Consider the following 19,895-nt stretch of genomic DNA (forward strand, 5'->3'; position numbering starts at 1 on the left):
ACCGGTGAGGTGGAGCAGCAGCTGCTGCAGCATGAGCGTGTGAAGGAAGCGGTTGTCATCGCGTTTCAAGAGCCTGAGGGTGAGCCTGTTCTCTGCGCTTATGTTGTCCTACAAAAGGCTGATGATGCTGATCTGCCAAATATGACCTCGTACGCGGATCATTATGTTGCAGCAGCTTTCGAAAGTATCCATAAGGGAGAAACCGTATGGTTAGAGAGCGTAGGCGGGCATTCTCTCGGTGTAACTGAGGAGCTAATCCAACATCTGAGAGGCAAGCTGCCTGCTTATATGATTCCAACCTATGTGATGCTGCAGGATGAAATACCGATGACGCCAACAGGCAAGATAAATCGCAAGGCACTTCCAAGACCGCAGCAGACAGAACGGAATGTACGACATTACCGGGAGCCGAGCACGGAGACGGAGCGCAAGCTGGTTATGCTCTGGCAGGAGCTGCTATTGACGGATAACATCGGAGCGACAGACAGCTTCTTCGAGTTAGGGGGACATTCGTTAAAGGCGGCAACATTGGTCAGTCGGATAGGCGTACAATTTGGTGTGCGCGTCCCTCTGAAAGAATTGTTTCAGAATCCGACACTAGAGTCACTCGCTCTAGTAATTGAAGGTCAAGGCCAGCAAACGTATGAATCGATTCCGCGTCAGATGGACAGGGCGTATTTCCCAATGTCGCGCGCTCAAAGAAGGCAATATGTTTTATCTCTGCTGTCTGGAGAAGCAACGACGTATAATGTCCCTTTTGCACTGCATATTCATGGGAATCTGGATGCGAAGAAGCTGGAGCAGGCGTTCACCGCTTTAATCATGAGGCATGAGAGTTTACGGACGTCTTTCCATTATGAGGATGGACAATTCAGGCAACGGATTCATCCATCTGCGGCATTTAAGCTGGATGGCAATGCATGGGCGCGAATGACTGCCAAACGTATGTTGTCAGAAACGGGAATGGATGAAACCATCACTAGATTAATGGCGCGGTTCATCCGTCCATTTGATCTTGGCAGCTGCTTATTGCTGCGGGCAGCTCTTGTTCCGCTAAGCTCTAGCTCTCACTTGCTGCTGCTTGATATGCATCATATTGTTACGGATGGTGTATCGGTCAGTGTGCTTCTGAAAGAATTGATCGAATTGTACTCCGGCAATGAGCTTGCAGAGCTGCGGGTGCAGTATAGAGATTATGCTGTCTGGCAGGAAGCTCAATTAATTGGTCCAAGGTACGAGGCGCATGAGCGCCACTGGCTGGATATGTTCTCAGGCGAACTGCCAATACTGGAGCTCCAGACGGATAATCCGCGACCAGCGATGCAGAGCTTCGAGGGGCGCAGATATAGTTTTAAGTTGAATGAGGAACTTACGAGACGAGCGCAGCACATGGCAAGAGAGCTGGGGACAACATTGTATACGGTGCTGCTTGGTGCTTATGCGCTTTTGCTTGGCAAGTACAGCGGCCAAGATGACATTATTATTGGCACGCCGACAGCGGGACGTGACCATGTCGATCTTGAGGGCCAAATTGGCATATTCGTTAATACAGTTGCGATTCGATGCCGACCACAGCCTGAAAGAATACTCGGCGGTTACATCGCCGATGTTCATAATCATGTACTGCAAGCGCTGGAGCATCAGGAGTATCCGTTTGAGGATTTGGTGAAGCGATTGGAGCTTGGGAAAAATCAGAGTCGAAATCCTTTGTTCGACACGATGTTCATTTTGCAAAATATGGATCGTTCTGTCATGCAAGGAGGCGATTTAACCTTTGAGCTTCAGCCGTTCGAGCCAGGAGTTAGTAAATTCGATTTGACGCTGGAGGTTGTGGAGAGCAATGGTGAAATGATTTGCAGCTTGGAGTATGCCACAGCACTGTTTCACTCAGATACGATTACGCGCATGGCTCAGCATTATTGTGCAACCGTAGAGGAAATGACGGCTGCTGCCAGCCCTCTGATGAAACTAAGCGATCTATTGCTGCAAGATGGTCCGAAATAACATCGTTCTCGGAGGTATTTCCTTCGTGCAGTACCGCCGAGAAATGATTAAATGATACGAGTTTGGATCTATTAAGGAGGATAAGCGGATGAAAGTTACGTTGGACAGACAACCATTTAATGAATTCTGGGCGAACTGTATGCTCAATCAAGCCTATTCAATCGCTGTTTCTGCTCATCCCAGCTATCGATATGCGGCATATTTGAACATTCATCGATATTATCCTTGGTCTGCAGCGACAGACCAGCAATTTCGATATCCGACGATTGATACGCTATATTATCTCGACGATTGGACCAAATTCCCACTAACCGGTGTTATTAAGTGGATTGAGCCGGGGCACTTCCGCGATAAGGAAATGTTTATAGATGAAATAAAAGAGGTGCTTGACGGTGGGCGCAATTTAAGTGTGAATGTCGATTTGTTCTATTGGCTGCCGGGAAGCATGGCTTGGAAAAAGTTTCATTGGTACCATTATTCGCTGTTTAATGGTTACGATAATGAACGCTCATCCTTCTATGTCATTGACGATACGCTTGCTGGCTACAATGAACATGAGGTTCCTGAGGATCGGCTCAGAAAAGCATTCAAAAATTCAGAATACAATATCAACAAAAACTATAATGGCCCTGCCTATTATATTTACAATCTTCATTCAACGATTAAGCCATATGAATTGAACTTATCGGAAGTTGTTGACAATGCGGAGCGGCTTACGCGGGAGCTTGATGATTTCTCTATGGAGGGAATGTGGCAAGTAGATTCAAGCCCGGATAAATATAGCGCTCATATTACGTATGCACTCATTGGAATCAACATTATATGCAACCGGCATATTGCAAATGAAGGACTTATTCGAACGCTGCGAGAGCAGAAGAAAATAAATGTGACATTATACGAATCCCTTAAGGATCAATTGGAGATGATCTGTGACGGCTGGCATGCGATCAAGCAATCTTTTGTTACGTATAAATTTCAGCGAGACAGAGAGATAGCTCTAGCAGAAAAACTATTTGCAATGGAAAAAACATTTTGGCGTACGCTGGCTAGTGGTGTTTAACAAAATCAAATCGCTTCCTAACAAGGTGGTCGTTCCTAATTATGGATAGTATACCGTTGCTTTGTTTGCCTTACGCGGGGGGCTCGGCTCAGGTCTATAAGAAATGGTCGCGGCAGCTCGATCCTTCTATTCAATTGATTCCGATTGAATTAGCTGGGAGAGGAAGCCGGATGAGTGAGCCGCTCTACGAGGATATTCATGAGGCAGTTAAAGATATATTGCATTTAATCCGTGACTATACACAAAATCAATATGCTTTATTCGGCCACAGCATGGGATGCTTGATCGCTTTTGAATTAATTCATAGCATTCATGCAGCAGGATTGACGCTCCCATCCGTAGTTTTTATGTCAGGGTACGGGGCGCCTCATTCCAGCCATGTGAACCGAGAAATATATCAGCTTCCCGATAAAGCTTTTATCGAAGAAGTATTAAGCCTTGGCGGAACATCTGCTGAGCTGTTCGAGCATAAGGAGCTGCGAGACGTATTTATGCCCATATTGCGAGCTGACTTTAAGCTGGTTGGCACGTACAAGCCAGAGGTTAAGCCGCCGCTCCCTCTTCATCTCATTGTTATGAATGGCTCTGAGGACAGCAGCCTGTACGGGACTTCAGAAGATTGGCAGTCACAAACGACGGAGACCTGTAAAATCGTCAACTTCAAAGGAGGTCATTTTTTCATACATGAACGGGAACAACAAGTCGTTTCGCTCCTAAATGATACGCTCCTGAGGATATTGGCTGGCAAAGAAATCATCCATTCACAATAGAGAGGAGCAAAAAATATGGATAAGGTAGTCATAGACGCTGGTGAGAGAAATCAATATTTGTGGCGAGAGGATGGAGGGTTTCCCCCAGATTTGCTTAGCAGAGAAGCGGAGTATCGTTCTATGGAGCAGCGCATCCATTTACCCAAAGAGCTCACAGAAATGCTGCTCCGATATGCTGAACAGTCCAATCAGCGATTGTATAGCGTACTGCTTACTGCGGTTTACATCATGCTTTATAAATATAAAGGGGATGACCGATTAACGATCGGCATTCCGTCTCAGAGATTCGGAAGTCATATGGACGGGACATGGATTCCGCTTCAAATCAGGGTAGATGAGCAAAATATGCTTCAGTCATTGCTAAAGCAATTAGACGGAGCTCTGAATGAATTCGAGGACAGTAACAAGGGACATATTTTGGAACTAGAAACTATCGATTCCGCCAGAACAAGCAGCTTCAATTCGGGACAGGCTGTAGCCGTAACCTTGGAAAATAGTTATGGGAAACCGAGCGCTGATGGGGTTGGTTTGCTCTTTTCGTACAGTGTCTTGGAGTCAGAATCACCCGCCATAATGCTTACTATGACATACAATAGCTCTGCTTACAGCACGACAATGATGAAAAATCTAGCTAATCATGTTCATCGGGCAGCGGAGCTGTTAGTTCGAGGCGACGATATTCTCCTTAGAGATGCAGCCATATTGGATGAAGATGAAGTTCAAGCATTAATAAAATCACTTTGTATTGGTTCATGCCCATCCACTGAATCTAAGCCATTGCATAGAAAGGGAATAGCTGGTGAATCAAGCATGACCCTGCATCACCTATTCGAGAAGCAGGCTCAATTTCGCCCCTATGAGACTGCACTTATTTGCGGCGAGGAGTCGTTTACTTACAGCACGCTGAATCAGCGGGCACACGAACTTGCTAGTAGACTGCGTAGCGAAGGCGTGCGTTCAGGAATTGTGGTTGGACTGATGGTGGAGCGAACGGTCGAGCTGGTAGTTGGCATCATCGGCATTTGGAAGGCTGGAGGCGCCTATTTGCCCATTGATTTGGAATACCCAGAGGATCGCATTCATTATATGCTGGAGGATACTAAGGCTCCGGTTTTGTTAACGCAGCACGAATACCTCTCGAAAGCTTCTCAATATGAAGGCAATATTGTTTGTATCGATGAGAGAGACGAGCAGTGCGCTGCTGGCAGGGAAGAGAAGGATTCACACATACTCTCAAGCAGCATGGAGCAGGACAATGCCTCTCAAAATCTAGCTTATGTGATCTATACATCAGGTTCAACAGRCAGACCAAAAGGTGTCATGATTCAGCATGAGAGTGCGATACGGTTCATAGAAGGAATGGCAGAGCAAGTAGAATATGTACCAGGAAAAACGATTGTTGCTTTAGCAAGCGCTGCGTTCGATGTATCTATACATGACTTAATTATGCCGCTTCTTTATGGGCTGAAGGTGATTCTAGCATCACAAGCGGAGCGCAGAGACCCAGACCTGCTGGATCGTCTCATCGTCAAACATGATGTTGAGATGATGGTAACTACCCCGATGAGACTGCAAATGCTGCTGGCTGGCAAAGAAGAGAGACCATGCTTGCGCTATTTAAAAGATTTGATCATTGGCGGGGAGCCGTTTATTCCAACCCTATGGAATCGGCTGAAGCCTTATCCACAGCTTCAAATATACAACGTTTACGGGCCTACAGAAACGACGGTATGGTCAACGATACAGCGGATAGAGGATAATCATCCCGGAATAGGCAAACCGCTTGCTGGAGTGCGAACGTACATTTTGGATAAGGCGGGACGTCTTCAGCCTCCTGGAGTAGCTGGTGAACTTTGTATAGCGGGGACAAGATTGGCCCAAGGTTACCTTGGGAAGCCGGAGCTTACGGAGGAACAGTTCGTTAGCGACCCTTTTTATCCCGGTGAGAGAATGTATAGAACAGGTGATCTTGCACGCTTCTTAAACGACGGAAACCTCGAATTTCTCGGGCGCAGTGACTTTCAAGTGAAAATCCGCGGACATCGCGTCGAGCTGGAGGAAGTTGGAATGATGCTCGCACGGCACGAGGACGTTACTGAATCGGCGGTGCTGCTGGAAGATGAGCAGTCTAATGGCGGATTGTTATGCGCTTATTATGCAGCGGAGTCTGAATTGTCGACATCAGAGCTTCGCAGCTTTATGGCAAGTCGAGTGCCTGAATATATGGTGCCGCAGCGTTACATTTGGCTTGCAGCATTGCCATTGAATAATAATGGAAAGATTGATCGCAAGGCGCTGCCAAAGCAGAGTGAAGTGGCTCGTTTGCAGGATAATGCTGCATTTGCTCTGCAGCTGCTTGAGCTGGATACCAATACGGAGCAGAAAGTAGCGGCTCTTTGGCAAGAGGTGCTGCATACAGTCGATTTTGCCGCTGAAGACAACTTCTTCGAGGTAGGAGGCAACTCCATCCTGCTTGTTGCTTTACATCACAACTTGGAGCAGCACTACCCTTCTCGTGTATCCGTTGCAGATCTGTTTGGACATGCGACACTCCGCGGAATGGCTGCGCTAATGGATGCACCATTCAGTGAAGAAGGAGATATGGAAGGGCTAGCAGGGCTGAAAGGTTTAACTTTCCCTAATCGCATGATAAGTAGAGAAACGGGTATAGATCATGAAGCCATTCCCCGTTCATGCAAGCTGGATGAAGCGCTGCTCGGGAAATTGATGCAGCTATCAGAAGACATTGGATCAGATATCGTCGATATATTGCTTGTCCTTTATATGTACGTGCTCTCCGATATTACGATGTCCGATGAAGTTACAGTCATCGTCAAAGACGGTGTAGGAGATCGGATGGTGCCTGTGTCGCTGAATATGTCCCACTATATGACGGTTGTGGAAATGATCCCTGAAGTAGCTAATCAACGGGAAAGCGGCGACTATTATACCTTTTCCTCGCTTGCGACAGCAGCTGGTTTCCGTACATTGGACAATGGAATCATACCATGGTTCTCTTCAACCGACTTGAGAGGAATGGAGTCCTATATGCCGCTAATCGGCTTTGCGCTTCAGCTTGAGTTTAGTGAAGACGAGTTAAACATCCGATGTCTATATGATGCTCGTTCATGGGACATAGCAAGTGTGGATGAATTGCTCTCTCTGTATCTAGCATCTCTCAAAGTTGTAATGGCAGAATTAGAAGAGGGAGCTGAAAGCGTATGGTAGGCGGCACATTGCTGTTTCCCGGTCAAGGCTCACAGTATGTTGGCATGGGCAAGGATTTGTATAGGAAATATGAGCTCGCCAAAGAGACCTTTCATGAAGCGAGTGAAGCGATAAACATGGATCTCACAAAACTTATGTTTGAGGGCAGCATGGAGGAATTGACAAGGACGGAATATGCACAGCCAGCTATATTAACTGTAGGGATGGCAATGTACAAAATATACAGAGACCTTCTGGGGAAGGCTCCGCAATTTTTAGCCGGTCATAGCCTTGGAGAAATTACCGCCTTGACTTGTGCAGGGGGTATTCCATTTGACAGCGCTGTCCGTATCGTTCATCGTCGTGGCGAGCTCATGCGTGATGCGGACGATGCTGGCAGTGGTGCAATGGCGGCGGTAATGTCGCTTAGCGCAGCTGAAGTTGCAGAGATCTGCAAGCACGCTAGTTCCTCGTTTCAGGGTGGAGCTGAAATTGTTGTAGTGTCTAATATTAATTCAGATGATCAGGTTGTCATTTCTGGACATAAAGGAGTATTGAACGAAGCGGTGCAGCGTATCTCCAAGCGGGGAGGCGTTGTCATCCCGCTTCATGTGAGCGCGCCGTTCCACAGTCCTCTTATGGCACCAGCGGCGCAGCTATTTGCAGAGGAGCTTAAAGGACTGAAGCTTGGAACACTCCAGCATCCGGTTGTTTCCAGTGTGACTGCAAGATTATATCGGAGTGCGGATGAGATTCCAGCAGTGCTGGCAGAGCAGATTACCGCACCCGTACAATGGACAGCGGTTATCCGTTTTTTGCTGGAGAACGGGGTTTCGGAAGCGGTTGAGATGGGCCCCCAATCGATATTGAAGAAACTAGCCAACAATAGTACAGCTCTTAGGGTGCTTTCTTTCGACCATGAACCGGATAGGGAACAGCTCCTTGGGAAGTGCCGGGATGAGGGGCAAGACTATTCGTTAGATTTTATTATTCAATGTTTGACTATCGTTACTTGCATGCGTAATCGGAACAGGGATTTAGAGCAGTATGAGCAAGGTGTAGTTGCACCTTACCGCGAGGTTCAGACGATGTTGAATGGGCTTCAGCTTTCTCGTGGCCGGGCAGAGTGGAAGCATCTGGTTAAGGCTTATGAGATGCTGATTTCTGCGTTCCATACGAAGCTTGTTCCAGAGAACGAACAGCAGGATCGATTGGAACAAGTGCTTCACGACAACGGCCTTAAGGATAAATTAGGGAGTCGATTTTCAGCTTCTAATAGAAGTTAAAGGATGAAAAAGGGAAGTCAACCATGCCAAGGAGGACTTTACGATGATTAGCAGCTTGGACGGGCCAATATATGAGTCCCCTCAATATCTATTGCAGCAATTAATACGGTTTAATACAACGAATCCGCCAGGCAATGAGCGAGATTGTATTTATTTTATTCGTGATCTTCTTCTTGAATCGGGAATCAGCGATACGATCATTATTGCTCAAGAAGAGCATAGACCTAATTTAATTGCACGATTAAAGGGGTGCGGAGATGCACCTCCTTTTCTCATGTACGGGCATGTTGACGTTGTTGGTGTAGAGAAGCAAGCATGGAGCCGCGATCCATTCGGGGGTGAGATTATCGATGGTTACGTATGGGGGAGAGGAAGCCTAGATATGAAAGGCGGTGTAGCGATGATGCTTGCCGCCTTTCTAAAAGCCCACGCGGAGAAAACAGCATTACAAGGCGATATGATTTTGGCTATTGTAAGTGATGAAGAAGCAGGAGGGGATTTAGGAGCCTCCTACTTAGTTAAACATCATTCTTATCTCTTTGCTGGCGTGAATTATGCGATTGGGGAGTTTGGGGGCTTCTCCTTTCAAGTAAGCGGCCAAAAATTTTATCCCATTATGGTGGCAGAGAAACAAATTTGTTTCCTTAGAGCTACGGTTAGAGGAGGGGGCGGACATGGTTCTCTTGGCCAAAATGAAGGAAGCATGGCGCAGCTTGCCTATATGCTGGGAGCGTTAAATAAGGTCAAGCTGCCGATTCATGTCACGCCCGCAGCGTCGTATATGATTCAATCCATGGCATCGGCATTGCCCCTATTGCCGAGGTTATTATTGAAAGGGCTGCTTCGGCCACGCCTGAGCAATCTCATGCTGAGGATAATGGGTGACAAGGGAAAGCTGTTTCAACCGCTGCTTCGCAACACAATAAGTGCTACGGTTGTGCATGGTGGCGAAAAAATCAATGTGCATCCAAGTGAAATCATCGTGGAGATGGATGGGAGGCTGCTGCCCGGTTTTACTCCAGAGCAGTTCATAGCCGAGCTGTACGATCATGCCATACAACATCAAATAATGTTAGAGGTGATTCGTCATGACCCTTGTCCAGAAAACCCGGAAATGGAATTGTTTGAATTGCTGTCAGATGTGCTGAAGAAAGCGGATGAAGCTGCAGTGCCTATTCCGATGCTGCTGCCGGGTGGAACAGATGCGAGACATTTTTCAACATTAGGTATTCAAACGTATGGTTTTTTGCCTATGACGCTCCCAGAGGACATGAATTTCTCGGAGTTGATCCATGCTGCAGATGAGCGTGTGCCTGTTGAGGCTATTCGTTTTGGGGCAARAGCTATTCATGAAGTGATGGCGCGTTATGGAAATTCGAGGTTGTGATAGATTCAGACGAGTGCTTTTAGGATTAGTTGAGGGGGAAAGGAGCAGCAAACTGTGCAGGCTGAGATTATGGTTTTGAAAATACCTCAAAACATCACGTCGAATGACTACCGGCAATTGTTAAGTCTCGTATCAGAAGAGAAGCGTTTAAAAATAAGTCGATTGCGACAGCAATGTGATGTTTATCGGACGTTATTTGGTGAAGTGCTTGTACGTGCTGCAATTGTGCGAAACCTAGACCTATCCAATCAAGCGATTCAGTTTACTTGCAATTCATATGGTAAGCCGTCACTTATCGGCTGCGAAGATTTTCACTTTAATATTTCGCATGCTGGAGATTGGGTTGCCTTATTTATAAGCTCTTCCCCGGTAGGCATTGATGTGGAACAAATATGTGAAATAGATGAAAGTATAGCAAAATCTTATTTTTCGAAAATGGAATATGAACGTTTGTTTTGTTTGAGAGGGGAGGAGCGAACCGCTTATTTCTATGAGCTTTGGACGCTGAAGGAAAGTTACATAAAAGCAAAGGGTAAAGGGTTGTCCATACCGCTGGATTCCTTCTCAATACATATTGGCGAGGATAGCTCCATCGCTTTAACTCCRAGAACGGAAGCTTATTTTTTCAAACAATATGAACTGAACCGAAGCTATAAGCTGGCGGCTTGTACTACTGCTCCAAAAGGATTCCCTAATCAGCTGCAGCATTGGAGCATGGAGGATTTAATACACCTTTTTTTCTAATCGTATTACAATGCGTTTGAACCAATCATATGAAATGACATGACGCGTGATAAGCGGAAAGCCTTTCTGTACCGAAAGGTGTACTTGGCTTATCGCGCGTCTTTTGTGTTTATACTATAATCAAAGATACATGTGAATGGAAGAAAACGGATGTATGGAGGTTGTTGGATTGACATTAACGTTGATTGGTAAAATTAGTAGTATAAGCAGGTACCCGATTAAGTCATTTGCAGGAGAGGAACTGGATACCTGTAAAATCGATAGATACGGATTGATGGGCGACCGTTGTTATGCTTTTTATGATGAAACAAAGGAAGGCTGGGATAGCTTCTTTACTGCAAGAGAAATTCCAGCGATGCTGGCATACAAAGCGAAGCTGGTTGATGAACGCACGAGCGCAGAGCATCCCCTAGTAGAAATAACTTCTCCAGAGGGTCAGACCTTTAGCTGGGACGAGGAGCTGTTAGCTGAAATGCAGAAGTACTCAAAGAAGAAGATGCGGATGCGCAGCTATCAGGCACAAAGTCCTGACCTTAAAGCGGTGGATGAAGGCAGTATCCTCATCATTACCGATAAGAGCTTGCAAAAGCTCGAAGCGATATGGGGAAAACAGCTGGACGCGCGGCGCTTTAGAGCAAATATACTTATTACTGTAGAGGAAGGCGCTTTTGGAGAAAAAGAGTGGCTAGGCAGACGAATAACGGTAGGCGGTGCTGAATTGCAAGTGGATAAATATTGTGATCGCTGCTCCATGGTTACGCTTGATCCAGATTCGCTAGCACGTGATGCTTCCTTATTGAAAAAAATTAACACAGAGATGAATTTAAACTTCGGGGTGTATGCTTCTGTAAAAAAGACAGGAGACATTGAAATAGGCGAAAAGGTATTTCTTATGGATTGAAAAAAGATCGCTGCCCGAATGCCACTGTGGCAAAGGGTTCGCGATCTTTTTTTTGAACTAGAATGCTTATAGTCGTTTACGTTTATAGAAGACGATGAATGCACAGGAGAGAAGCAGGATCACGATGGCGATTCCAGCCGTCGCGGCTTCTTTAGGGCTGCCTTGTGCCTGAGTTTGCTGCGTGCCAGGGCCGCCGAAGCCGCCGCCCATGCCGCCACCCATATCGTTTGGTCTTTGGCCGCCAAACCCGCCTTGCATGCCGCCTTGCTGATTAGGCATTTGACCATCTGGAGGCGCCATGCCCGCATCGCCCTGAGGTAGCTGCCCTTCAGGAGCAGCAGCACCTGCATTGCCCTGAGGGACCTGCCCGTCAGGAGCAGCATTACCTGCATCGCCCTGAGGGACCTGCCCATCAGGAGCAGCAGCACCCGCATTGCCTTGAGGGACCTGCCCGTCAGGAGCAACAGCGTCTGTATTGCCCTGAGGGAGCTGCCCTTCAGGAGCAGCAGCATCTGCATTGCCTTGAGTGTTCTGTGTAGTAGGGGAGGTAGTGTTATCAACTACTTGCTGAACGACGCCATCTGCCAGAGCACCTTGCGGACTCAGCTCTTTGTTCACTGTAATGCCGGCATTTTGCTGCCCAGCTCCTACATTAACAGCAGCATTGCTGTTTCCGGTGTTGCCCTGAGTGTTACCCTGCTGCCCGTTTGGCCGATTTCCGCCGAAACCGCCGCCACCCATACCACCACCCATCCCGCCGCCGCTGCCAGAGCCGTCGCCAGCAGCAGGAATAGTGCCGGCGAGCTGCTGTGCAATGGTGCTGGTTTGCTGCGAGTTAAAGGAAACAACCTGAGCAACACCTTGCTCATATTGCTCATACGTGTAGAAGGAGGAAGGGTCTGCTTTTACATAATTCGAGATCATAGCTTTAATTACATCGACCCTTGCCTGAAACGTATCGGTTGCCAAATATCCTTCTAACATGCTTGTAACGATTTCGTGATACTTATCTTTATAGGCATCCACTTTAAGCAGCTTGTCAATAAGCGACCGATCGGCAATCGCGCCAGTAGTTGGCTCATCAATGAGTACGCTGGAGCCGCCGAAACCGCCAAAGGACATATTGTAATCCCATGGCAAAATGCTGAAAATACCATCATCCTCATACAAATAATAATTATGTTTTTTCTCAGAGAGGTAGCTGTCAAAGTTGCCGGCTACTGCGTTTAAGGCGATGAACTTAAGCGCTTCATCAACGTCCAGCACACTCTCGTAACTTGCGCCATTGTTCAGTACATCCAGCATATCGAGCAAAATATCATCATTTGATTTGTCGGACTTCAAATCGAGGCCCGTATAGGAATCGATCGTTTCTAACCAGTTGAGCTCGCTGCCGTTGCCGCCGTTTGCTTTGTAAAGCGCGCCATATGCATTGCCGAAATTACGTTCAAGATAGGCATCGCCAATCTGCTCGACAGCCAAATAAAAGCCCCAAAGCTCGCCATTGACGTAAACATTGACATAAGAATATTTTGGGGTTGGAAGTCCCATTTGCTCAGCAAGCTCATACGATAGAAACTCTCGCATATAAGAGGCATCGCTGTAGTTGTTATTTAAATTAATTTTGCTTATTCCTTGCAAGGTTTGATTAACATACTCATCGAATGAAATTTTAAAGCTGTACCGATCGGATTCGGTCATTCTTACGACACTGTTCAAGCTGAGATTGCCCTTCGTTCGAATGGCTACGTTTTCGAACTTCTGACCGTTATATTCGACCGAGGCTTCTTTATATTCCTCCGCGCTGGCGTTGTCCAGCATATTTTGGAACGCGTCCTCGTCGATCGTAATTTTTACATCTACGATTTTATCTTTAGGAAAAACCGTTTCATCTAGCTTTTGCTCATCCGCTGATTTCTCATCTGTACCCTTTGCCGCACCCGAGCTGCTGAGACTGAAGGATGTACCGCCTGCGGCACATCCAGCGAGTAAAGTAACCAGGAGAATGGAGCAAAAGCATAATAAGATTACACGCGCTTTCGCTTTCATGAAAACACCTCCCGATAATTAGGATACATAGTCCCCGCTATAGCTAATAAGTACGGCGTTACGAACGCCAGCCAGCTCCGTTAGTTGGTTAACGAAACGTCCGGTTTCGTCGCGAAGGCGAATTTCCAGCGTCATTTCAATATTGCCCTGCGTCACTGTTTTTTGCTTCACGTTATAACGCTTAACGAGCGTGCCGACTTGCTTGTGAACAAGCTGCTCGGTAGCATCGCTGTCGCAGTTAACAACAAGCAGGTAAGGGGTTTCTACCGATCCGCCCTTAACGAAGAAGAACAGAATAAGACCAACCACAACCGAACCAATTACCGCTAGTGTAAAGAAACCCGCGCCAGTAACGATACCTGCAACGGCAGCCCAGAATAAGAAAATTAAATCGGTTGGATCTTTAATTGGAGTACGGAAACGGACGATGGACAAAGCGCCAACCATACCAAGCGACAGCACGAGATTGGAGTTAATCGCGATAATAACAACTGCTGTAATCATGGTCATGCCGATCAGCGAAACGTTAAAGCTTTTTGAATAAAGCACGCCGCTAAATATTCGTTTATAAAGCAAGTAAATGAAGAAGCCAAGTAAAAAAGCGACGCCCAGCGTAATCAATATTTTCGAAAGGCTGATATCAGAAGCAAAGTTATCCAGTACTGAATTTTTTAAAAGATCGGCAAAATTTGTTGTCGTCTCCGTTGCTGCCGCGGCAGTTGTATTGGTTTCCATTTTAATAATCCTCCCAAGTGTTGAACTTCAAATGTTTTCGGCAGATGACATACTTTGATGCGGATTGCCGGTTTAGTCCTTCCAGCTGCAAAGCGATTCGGATAAAGGCTGGAATGTATTCATCATATTTCACCTCAAGAATGATTAAATCATTGTCGAGTGCGCGTACGGGCTCCACCTTTTCATCAAAAATATTAACGGCATGAAGCCCGGTGCGCAGCTCCTTGTCGAACGTAATGCGTACGTTGCCGTTAGCGTAAACATATGGCTCACGGACATAATCGACGATGACCTTCGGACGCAGCAGATGATGCTTCATTTCATTGTGAATTTCGTTCAAAAGCGGCTTGTCCGGCCCTCTAAGGACGTCGTATTCGCCATCCATAAGCTTGTCGTACATTTCCCTCGTTAGCGGTTCCTTTACCTTTGCGATGTAGTCCTTGAATTTAATTTTTTTCTCAAAATGAATGACATGGTCTTGGCCATTGTATATGCGGATACGATATTTGACCCGATCACGAATGCCGCCAAGCTTCTCATGCAAAGCTTTGTTGTTTATATCATCAAAATATAAGCTTCTAATATGGTACTCGCCTGACGGACCGACATGTTTGTCTTGTTCCATCAGATCCTTTAGCCGCTGGCGAATAATAAAGTATTGATGGTAGTTAATGAAAAATTTCAATTCATGGCGATAGTTTAGGTTTTTGTTCATCTCACACCTCATTTCATGTTCAGCGCCCCTCGCTGCTTACAAATGTTATTCTACGGGCCTTTACTTATTCTTAACTTAAGGCTGGCTGAAAGATTGCTGAATGCGCCGTGCAACAGCTTTTTGTTAAGATATAATTAAAATTAGATAGAGAAGAAGGAGTGTGACTAGGATAAAAATCCGAAAAGACATGATCATACTGCTCATATGCTGCGCCTTATTAGTTGTTGGAGCCATTGGCATGGAATGGTTAAAGGCCAATAAGTCGGCGAAGCCAGCCGCGATTGTGACTACGTTCAAGGGCGATCCAAAAACTAGCCGCGCCTTCACTTGGCATAGTACGAATGCACACTCGGGTTCAATTGTTCAGATCATTGAAGGAGCCGTCCCTAGCGATTGGGAAGAGRCTCTTGTAATGACCTTTAAGGGTACGACATCATCGATTGACATAGGTGAGGATACTTTGCGTGGTGTTCATAAAGCAGAAGCAACCGGCCTTAATCCGGGAACCACATACACGTACCGAGTAGGCAGCGGAGAAAAAGAGGCATGGAGCGATGCTGCACAATTTAGGACGGAAGCTGAAGCAAGCGATGCTTTTACTTTCATAAACATAACGGATTCGCAAGGCATGACGGAGCAGGATTTTGAGCTGTGGGGAAATACGCTGGGTCAGGCGTTTAACGTTTTCCCAGCCTCTGCCTTTATCGTTCATAATGGTGATCTGACAGAAGAGCCCACCGATGAGCAAGCCTGGACCGAGCTTTTCGCAAAAGCAGGCAAGTGGGTAACACAGGTTCCATTTATGCCAGTTACGGGGAACCATGATGAAGTGGATGGAGATGCCAAGCGATTTGTTTCTCATTTCAACTTACCTGCGAGTGGCGCGAAGGGATCGAATGCGGGAACGACATACTCGTTTGATTATGGTTCTGTTCATTTTGTTATTTTAAATTCGGAATCGAATATAAAGGAGCAAACAAGCTGGCTGAAAAAAGATTTGGAGAGCACGGATAAGCCATGGAAAATCGTTGCTCTGCATCAAGGGCCTTATGGAGGAAATACGAACAAGAAGGTGAAGGATTGGACAGCGCTATTTGATGAATTCGAGGTTGATTTGGTGCTGCAAGGTCATAATCATGAGTACTCCAGATCCTATCCGCTTCGTGATGGTCAAATCACAGGCGACGGTGATCAAGCGGTGCAAAACCGAGCGGGCACTGTATATGTGGTAACCAATACAGCAGGGCAAAAATTCAATGAGAAAAAGGAAGATAAGTTTTATCATAAAGTTCATTTTCAGAATGAGAAGCAAATGTTTGCAGGGATTACGGTAAATGGTGACACTTTAACCTATCAAGCCTATGACGTGGAAGGTGCAAAGCTGGATGAGTTTGTGCTACAGCACGGAGATGCCGATGCTAAAATGAAGTGACATTACAAAAAGCCGATTTCTTTGCAAGCTAAGAAATTCGGCTTTTTCCATTTAAAATAATGTTTTTAGTTTTTGTTTGATCCCATTTATTATTTTTTGTCCGGTATTTACTTTATGAAGTGCAATGTCCCACAGCAGGACATCTCGATCGGATGTATGATTAACAAATTTTATAGTAAGTTCCTTTGCTCCATTTAAGGGGATTTGAAAAAACTCGGAAGGAAGCTCTTCCTGTCTATCGAAACTCCATCCAAATGAATGGATTTCGGTTCCGTCTGCGCTAAAAATGAGATCGATATTTCCATTGCCGGTACTTTGAGTTAAGGTTTTTGATATCGCGAGATTACCTGCTATCATGTGATATTTGCCGTCTAAAAGATAGGTAAACTCATTTGTTCGTGTATTGTTTCGGCTGTACATATTTAGTTTCGGCTCAACGTTCTCTTGGGCTGCGGGAAAGCTGGAGAGACTTTTATCCCAAAGAACAGTTCCAGCCTTTAATGGCAGTTTATCTAAAGCGATAACCTCGCTGCTTGCTTTATCTAAATAATTATTAATGCCTCCAATACTGCCGATGACACCAACCGCAAGTACAAATGCTGTTATTATTATTTTGCAGAAGCCATTGAATGTATCACGCTCATGTCGAACAAGCCTTTGTGCGCAGTAGCCTACTGCAGCACCTAACGTATTAATAATAATATCGTTGATATCAAAGGAGCCTAAACGGGAAAACATCTGCAGCGTCTCAAGCATGGTAATCGATACAATAAATAGCAGTATAAAACTCAGAAAACGAGAACGAAACAGAAGCGGGATCATGATTCCGAAAGGTATAAATGCTGCAAAGTTGCCGAACTCAAAAAGCGAAAATGGAAACTCTCTTTGCATAGGGAGGAATAAATGGATCTTCTCGGGTATTAGATTATATCGCAAGCCGCTGTCATGAATAGAAGCAGCTCTGTTGAATCCGGCATATAAGAAATAGAAGATTAATACGGTATATAAAACCAACAGTAAAATAGTCATTTTTCGCTGCTTTCCTTGATACATCAAAACATCCTTTCTTGTCTCTGTGCGGTAATTACCAGAACAATTGCTTTACGTGTTATTCTATAGAATAAACATGAAAACTTTTTTAAGCATCTCTTATTTTTTCCTGAAGATTACTTTTATCCAAGACGATATTCTGATATTATCGGTGTAACTTATTAAATAAATTTAATAAGTATTGCGCTTAGAGGTGGTGATCATCATAAATGAGCTATTTGCAACTCCAAAAGAATGGAAAAAAGTTATTTTACGCAGCATTCGAGCGGCTCTTCTGGAGCATGGGAGTGCGACGAAGGTTGAGCTAAGTCAAAAGCTAGGAGTAAGCTTCCCTACCATTAGTAAGTTTCTCACGCAAATGGAAAAGGACGGGGAACTCATTTTAGTTGGTCTCGACCATTCAAGTGGCGGAAGAAGAGCAAAAAGATACGCATACAATCCCGAGTTCATGCTCGGTTTGGCTATATTTTTAGAGAAAACAGAAACTAACTATACCATTTTTAATTGTTTAGGCGAAGAGAAGGAACAAGGCAGTACTTCAAGTGTGCTAATGGATGATGCTTTGAGCTTATCTCATTTACTTGAAAGCATTATAGAAAAGCATCCCAAAATCAGCTCTGTAGCTATAGGTGTGCCGGGTTCAGTCAATAATGGCCGAATTATTTTCATCCCAAGCTATGAGCAGTTTCATGATTTTGATTTAAAAGGATATTTTGAGGAGCGTTTATCCATACCTGTCGTTGTAGAGAATGATATGAATGCGGCTGTCCTTGGATACTATGACAACCGAAACAATAAAGACAAGGGTTCCTTGGTCTACTTGTATTTGGGTCAAAATGGTCCTGGTGCCGGCATTATGATAAATGGTGATGTCGTGCGAGGCAGTACGTTTTTCTCAGGAGAAATATCCTTCGTTCCTCAGTATGATGACCGAAATTTTGTACAAGCCCTGAATAACGAGGATGGAACAGAAACTGCATTGGTTCATGATGAGAAAAAGATTGATGCGATTAGTCGGTTGGTAGCCTCATTTACAGCTACAATAAACCCGCACACGATTATTTTTTCCAATGATGAAATAAATAAGCAAATAACCGACCAAATAACATTAAGAAGCGCAGCCTATATTCCTAAAGAACATTTGCCAGAGCTTACTGTGAGCGACTGGAAACAAGATTATTTGTATGGATTACAGAAGCTTGGTTTAGGCCTCATGATTTCAGGAACAAGAAAATAAACGAATGTAGTGACCAGACAAACCGTATTTCTGCTTAAAATTGAAACAACAAACAGGAGTGGTACCAAATGAAGACAGAAAAAGAGAAAATGCTGAATGGTGAGCTTTATAATGCTGCCGATGCTGTGCTGGTTGCGGATAGAATGAACGCTCGCAGACTAACGAGGTTATTCAATCAAACTTTGGAGACAGAGGATAACAAAAGAACGGAGCTGCTAAAGGAATTGTTCGGGTCCACAGGCAAAAGTCTATATGTCGAGCCCACTTTCCGTTGTGATTACGGCTACAACATTCATGTTGGAGAAAACTTTTATGCTAATTTTGATAGTGTACTATTGGACGTTTGCGACATTCGGATTGGCGACAATTGTTTTCTTGCACCAGGAGTACACATCTACACAGCAACTCACCCCTTGAATGCAAAGGAGAGAATATCTGGCGTTGAATACGGAAAACCGATAACGATTGGCCATAATGTATGGATAGGCGGGAGAGCCGTTATAAACCCTGGCGTGAACATCGGCAATAATGTCGTTGTTGCTTCCGGTGCTGTCGTTACAAAGGATGTGCCAGATAACGTAGTTGTAGGTGGAAATCCCGCCAAGATTATAAAGCAGATTGAAGAGTAATGAAACGTAATTGAAATTTTTTATTAAACAAAATCGCGGGCTTATGCTTGTTTAAGGTGCCGAGCTTGAGAAAATAATATCGTTGACCATCCATGTATTTTGAATTTGTTTAAGGATGATTTTTCGCTCGACAATCATGCCTCCAGCATTTAAGGGGGATTCATATTGATTAATAGATCCTTCCTTTCCTTCGGAATGACTGTATGCTGTACCTGTGAATGGAACGTTGAACTCTAGTCCATTTTGTTTGATGATTTTATTAATGAATGTCCCAGTAAAATTGGATTTAAAATGGGCTCTAATTTGTGAATAGGAAGATAGCTTAGTCGCTTCGTTCGCTTTTTGGATCAGCGTATTAATATGTTCTTGCGGGATCGTAGACAAGTTAAAAGTAGACTCTGTAGTAATTCTAACTTGTTTGTCGCCTAAAGAAACGTCTGCTGATCTACGTTCGGCATCCCAACTAATGGTGCCGCCTAAGGTCTGTGAAATAAAGCGAATGGGGACGTATGTAACCCCTTTGGTTATTTGAGCAGGAACATCAATCGTGATTTCAGTACCATTCTGCATCACTTTATTTGAATTAATTTTGAGCATAACCTCGGTTTTTTCGTTAAGAATGGTTACCGTTTTGGACTGTTGGTTCCAATTAACCTCAGCCCCTAACCCTGCAGCAACATAGCGTACTG

General features: G+C 45.0%; 16 protein-coding genes. 11 read left to right on the forward strand and 5 right to left on the reverse strand.

What is annotated here, in order from left to right:
* The 8 genes from AC1DSE_RS13305 to AC1DSE_RS13340 all read left to right on the forward strand — a co-directional run.
* The coding region (locus AC1DSE_RS13305) for a condensation domain-containing protein (protein ID WP_477527774.1) at positions 1-2,004 on the forward strand (2,004 nt) is incomplete at its 5' end.
* A gap of 88 nt (positions 2,005-2,092) precedes the next feature.
* Positions 2,093-3,064: a cysteine peptidase family C39 domain-containing protein gene (locus AC1DSE_RS13310; RefSeq protein WP_477509315.1), complete on the forward strand. Its 972-nt coding sequence runs from the start codon at positions 2,093-2,095 to the stop codon at positions 3,062-3,064.
* A 41-nt stretch (positions 3,065-3,105) separates the two neighbouring features.
* The gene (locus AC1DSE_RS13315; RefSeq protein ID WP_477509314.1) at positions 3,106-3,834 is read left to right on the forward strand and encodes a thioesterase II family protein; all 729 of its coding nucleotides are present in this window, start codon (positions 3,106-3,108) and stop codon (positions 3,832-3,834) included.
* A gap of 15 nt (positions 3,835-3,849) precedes the next feature.
* Complete coding sequence (locus AC1DSE_RS13320; protein WP_477527775.1) at positions 3,850-7,062, forward strand: non-ribosomal peptide synthetase; 3,213 nt, start codon at positions 3,850-3,852, stop codon at positions 7,060-7,062.
* Positions 7,056-8,327 (forward strand): ACP S-malonyltransferase, encoded by a 1,272-nt coding sequence (gene fabD / locus AC1DSE_RS13325; protein WP_477509312.1) that lies wholly within the window; start codon positions 7,056-7,058, stop codon positions 8,325-8,327. Before AC1DSE_RS13320 ends, fabD begins: the two co-directional genes overlap by 7 nt.
* Before the next feature lie 43 nt (positions 8,328-8,370).
* Positions 8,371-9,714 carry a M20/M25/M40 family metallo-hydrolase gene (locus tag AC1DSE_RS13330; protein WP_477527776.1) on the forward strand — a complete coding sequence of 448 codons (1,344 nt, stop codon included), beginning with the start codon at positions 8,371-8,373 and terminating at the stop codon, positions 9,712-9,714.
* Between the two features lie 54 nt (positions 9,715-9,768).
* Positions 9,769-10,458: a 4'-phosphopantetheinyl transferase family protein gene (locus tag AC1DSE_RS13335; RefSeq protein ID WP_477509311.1), complete on the forward strand. Its 690-nt coding sequence runs from the start codon at positions 9,769-9,771 to the stop codon at positions 10,456-10,458.
* A gap of 169 nt (positions 10,459-10,627) precedes the next feature.
* Positions 10,628-11,359, forward strand: coding sequence for an MOSC domain-containing protein (locus AC1DSE_RS13340; RefSeq protein WP_477509310.1), 732 nt, complete (start codon positions 10,628-10,630; stop codon positions 11,357-11,359).
* A gap of 66 nt (positions 11,360-11,425) precedes the next feature.
* Here the strand turns inward: AC1DSE_RS13340 and AC1DSE_RS13345 are convergent, their stop codons facing one another.
* The 3 genes from AC1DSE_RS13345 to AC1DSE_RS13355 are packed head-to-tail and all read right to left on the reverse strand — an operon-like array spanning position 11,426 to position 14,858.
* Complete coding sequence (locus tag AC1DSE_RS13345) at positions 11,426-13,408, reverse strand: CotH kinase family protein (RefSeq protein ID WP_477509309.1); 1,983 nt, start codon at positions 13,406-13,408, stop codon at positions 11,426-11,428.
* An 18-nt stretch (positions 13,409-13,426) separates the two neighbouring features.
* Positions 13,427-14,143, reverse strand: a complete 717-nt coding sequence (locus tag AC1DSE_RS13350; protein ID WP_339207980.1) for a DUF4956 domain-containing protein — start codon at positions 14,141-14,143, stop codon at positions 13,427-13,429.
* A gap of 1 nt (position 14,144) precedes the next feature.
* On the reverse strand, positions 14,145-14,858 hold the full coding sequence (locus tag AC1DSE_RS13355; RefSeq protein ID WP_441876032.1) for a polyphosphate polymerase domain-containing protein: 714 nt from the start codon (positions 14,856-14,858) through the stop codon (positions 14,145-14,147).
* Positions 14,859-15,096: 238 nt separating this feature from the next.
* On the opposite strand from AC1DSE_RS13355, the gene AC1DSE_RS13360 reads away from it, so the two are divergent.
* A complete protein-coding gene (locus AC1DSE_RS13360; protein WP_477527777.1) occupies positions 15,097-16,290 on the forward strand; it encodes a purple acid phosphatase family protein in 1,194 nt (397 codons plus the stop codon).
* Positions 16,291-16,341: 51 nt separating this feature from the next.
* On the opposite strand, the gene AC1DSE_RS13365 is transcribed toward AC1DSE_RS13360, so the two are convergent.
* Positions 16,342-17,343: a VanZ family protein gene (locus AC1DSE_RS13365; protein ID WP_477509307.1), complete on the reverse strand. Its 1,002-nt coding sequence runs from the start codon at positions 17,341-17,343 to the stop codon at positions 16,342-16,344.
* A 202-nt stretch (positions 17,344-17,545) separates the two neighbouring features.
* On the opposite strand from AC1DSE_RS13365, the gene AC1DSE_RS13370 reads away from it, so the two are divergent.
* Both AC1DSE_RS13370 and AC1DSE_RS13375 read left to right on the forward strand, forming a co-directional pair.
* A complete protein-coding gene (locus AC1DSE_RS13370) occupies positions 17,546-18,577 on the forward strand; it encodes an ROK family transcriptional regulator (RefSeq protein ID WP_477509335.1) in 1,032 nt (343 codons plus the stop codon).
* 68 nt (positions 18,578-18,645) lie between these two features.
* The gene (locus AC1DSE_RS13375; protein ID WP_477509306.1) at positions 18,646-19,206 is read left to right on the forward strand and encodes a maltose acetyltransferase domain-containing protein; all 561 of its coding nucleotides are present in this window, start codon (positions 18,646-18,648) and stop codon (positions 19,204-19,206) included.
* 51 nt (positions 19,207-19,257) lie between these two features.
* On the opposite strand, the gene AC1DSE_RS13380 is transcribed toward AC1DSE_RS13375, so the two are convergent.
* A partial coding sequence (locus AC1DSE_RS13380) for a copper amine oxidase N-terminal domain-containing protein (protein ID WP_477527778.1) occupies positions 19,258-19,895 on the reverse strand: 638 nt, incomplete at its 5' end.

This window comes from Paenibacillus sp. 01L418 (assembly GCF_056400045.1).

Bases quoted from the DNA above. Each gene is read 5' to 3' on its own strand.
- AC1DSE_RS13345 (WP_477509309.1), bottom strand. From the start codon at position 13,408: ATGAAAGCGAAAGCGCGTGTAATCTTATTATGCTTTTGCTCCATTCTC.
- AC1DSE_RS13355 (WP_441876032.1), bottom strand. From the start codon at position 14,858: ATGAACAAAAACCTAAACTATCGCCATGAATTGAAATTTTTCATTAAC.
- AC1DSE_RS13365 (WP_477509307.1), bottom strand. From the start codon at position 17,343: ATGTATCAAGGAAAGCAGCGAAAAATGACTATTTTACTGTTGGTTTTA.
- fabD (WP_477509312.1), top strand. From the start codon at position 7,056: ATGGTAGGCGGCACATTGCTGTTTCCCGGTCAAGGCTCACAGTATGTT.
- AC1DSE_RS13310 (WP_477509315.1), top strand. From the start codon at position 2,093: ATGAAAGTTACGTTGGACAGACAACCATTTAATGAATTCTGGGCGAAC.
- AC1DSE_RS13350 (WP_339207980.1), bottom strand. From the start codon at position 14,143: ATGGAAACCAATACAACTGCCGCGGCAGCAACGGAGACGACAACAAAT.
- AC1DSE_RS13315 (WP_477509314.1), top strand. From the start codon at position 3,106: ATGGATAGTATACCGTTGCTTTGTTTGCCTTACGCGGGGGGCTCGGCT.
- AC1DSE_RS13375 (WP_477509306.1), top strand. From the start codon at position 18,646: ATGAAGACAGAAAAAGAGAAAATGCTGAATGGTGAGCTTTATAATGCT.